Origin of the sequence: Actinoplanes sp. NPDC051633 (assembly GCF_040681735.1) — a bacterium.
Taxonomy (GTDB): domain Bacteria; phylum Actinomycetota; class Actinomycetes; order Mycobacteriales; family Micromonosporaceae; genus Actinoplanes.
In genome coordinates, this window is record NZ_JBFAZH010001234.1 from 1 (window position 1) to 2204 (window position 2204).

The window sequence follows — 2204 nt, forward strand, 5'->3', positions numbered from 1 at the left end:
GATGATCGAGCACAGCGGCCCGAAACCCGTCGGCGTGGGGCGTGGGGCGCCCTTCGGCGTGCCGGTGGTGCCCGAGGTGAGCACGATGGTGCGACTGGGCCGGTCCGGTGGCCGCAGCGGATCCGGCGCCGCCGCGGCGATCCGCTCCGCCAGCCGGGAGGCCGGCAGGGACACCTCGGGCGGGACACCCGCGAAGTCGTCATCGTGCACGAGCAGGCGCAGGCTCTGCTCATCTGTCAGCAGCGCCAGCTGCCGCGCCGCGAGGCCGGTGTTGATGAGGACCGGGTCGGCGCCGAGCTGGGCGACGCCGATCAGCGTCTCGAGCAGGCCGGCCGAGTTGCGGCGCAGGATCCCGATCCGGTCGCCGGGGGCGGCCTCCAGCGCGTGGCTCGCGCGGGTCGACCGGTCCAGCAGCTCCGCGTACGTGACGGGACCGCGCTCGTCGTCGATGACCGCGACCCGGCCGGGATCACGGGCGGCGGCCTGCCGCAGCTCGCCCGCCAGGCCGAAACCCCACCGCCGCAACGAGCTCAGCTGGCGCGCGACGCGCAGCGGTGGGCCCGGGACCAGCAACCCGCGCCGAGCCATCGTGGCGGCGATGAACGGCGCGCTCATCACTTGATGTGGACGCCGGAGACGGCTCGCGAGATCACCAGCCGCTGGATCTCGGACGTGCCCTCGAAGATGGTGTAGATCTTGGCGTCCCGGTACATCCGCTCCACCGGATGGTCCCGCACGTACCCGGCGCCGCCGAGGATCTGCACCGCCTTCTCGGTGACCGCGACGCCGACCTCGCCCGCCTTCAGCTTCGACATCGAACCCTCGGCCGCGGTGAACGGGCGATCGTTGGCGCCCATCCACGCGGCCCGCCAGACCAGCAGCCGGGCGGCGTCGATCTCGGTGCGCATGTCGGCGAGCGCGAAGGCGATGGCCTGGTTCTCGATGATCGGGCGGCCGAACTGCACGCGGTCCTTCGCGTAGTCCAGTGCGTACTCGTACGCGGCGCGCGCGATGCCCAGCGCCTGCGCGCCGACCGCCGGCCGGGACAGCTCGAAGGTCCGCATCGCGGCCTGCCCGCGGGACTGCTGCCCGGAGCGGGCGCGGGCCAGCCGCTCGTCCAGCGCCTCCTTGCCGCCGAGCAGGCAGCTGCCGGGCACCCGCACCGAGTCGAGGAAGACGTCGGCGGTGTGCGAGGCGCGCAGCCCCAGCTTCTTGAGCTTCCGGCCGCCCTCGAGGCCTTTGGTGCCGGGCGGGATGACGAACGCCGCCTGGCCGCGCGCCCGCAGCCCGGGATCGACCGAGGCGGTCACCACGTGCACGTGGGCGATGCCGCCGTTGGTGGCGTACGCCTTCTGCCCGGTGATCTCCCACTCGTCCCTGGCCTCGTCGTAGACGGCCCGGGTCCGCATCGCGCCGACGTCCGAGCCGGCCTCGGGCTCGGTGGTGCAGAACGCGCCCACCTTGGGGTCATCCGCGTCGCCGAAGCACTGCGGGACCCACTCCAGGAGCTGGTCGGGCGTGCCTGAGCCGTAGATCGCGGCGACCGCGAGCGACGTGCCGGCGATCGACATGCCGATGCCGCCGTCGCCCCAGAAGAGCTCCTCATTGGCCAGCGCCAGCGAAAGCCCGGTGCGGTCGGACCACGTGTTGGCCAGGAACTCGTACCCGTACAGCCCGATCTTGGCAGCCTCCTGGAGCACCGGCCACGGTGTCTCCTCGCGCTCGTCCCACTCGGCGGCGGCCGGCCGGATCACGCTCTCGGCGAAGCCGTGCACCCACTCCCGCAGGTCCGTCTGCTCCTCGTCGAGGCCCATCCAGAACTCCATGGACCGATACCCCTTCCGGCCGGTAACCGTTACCGCAGGTAACACTAAAGCGCGGCGACGCTCCCGGCAAGATGGGGCGCGCGTCCGTCCACCCTGAACTCCCATCCGTCGCCCGCGGCGATCGCGGTGAAGCCGACCCGGGCGGGCAGCAGGATGGGTCGCTTGAAGCTCGTCCGGACGGTGTACCGCTCGGGCAGCCGGCCGGTCAGCGCCGCCAGGCACCGGGCCTTCGTCCACATGCCGTGCGCGATGGGCCGCGGGAATCCGAAGAGCCGCGCGCCCAGGCGCGAGGTGTGGATCGGGTTCCGGTCGCCGGAGACCGCGGCGTAGTCGGTGCCGGCGCGCGCCGGAATCCGCCACTCCGCGGTGGGATCCGGC

The 2204-nt window shown here is 73.0% G+C and carries 3 protein-coding genes; all 3 read right to left on the reverse strand.

Going from position 1 to position 2204, the window contains the following annotated elements; all coding sequences use genetic code 11:
• On the reverse strand, nucleotides 1-615 hold a 615-nt coding region (locus AB0M20_RS39415; protein ID WP_364306152.1), incomplete at its 3' end, for an AMP-binding protein.
• On the reverse strand, nucleotides 615-1826 hold the full coding sequence (locus AB0M20_RS39420; RefSeq protein ID WP_364306154.1) for an acyl-CoA dehydrogenase family protein: 1212 nt from the start codon (nucleotides 1824-1826) through the stop codon (nucleotides 615-617). The genes AB0M20_RS39415 and AB0M20_RS39420, both read right to left, overlap by 1 nt.
• Before the next feature lie 44 nt (nucleotides 1827-1870).
• A partial coding sequence (locus AB0M20_RS39425; protein ID WP_364306156.1) for a MaoC/PaaZ C-terminal domain-containing protein occupies nucleotides 1871-2204 on the reverse strand: 334 nt, incomplete at its 5' end.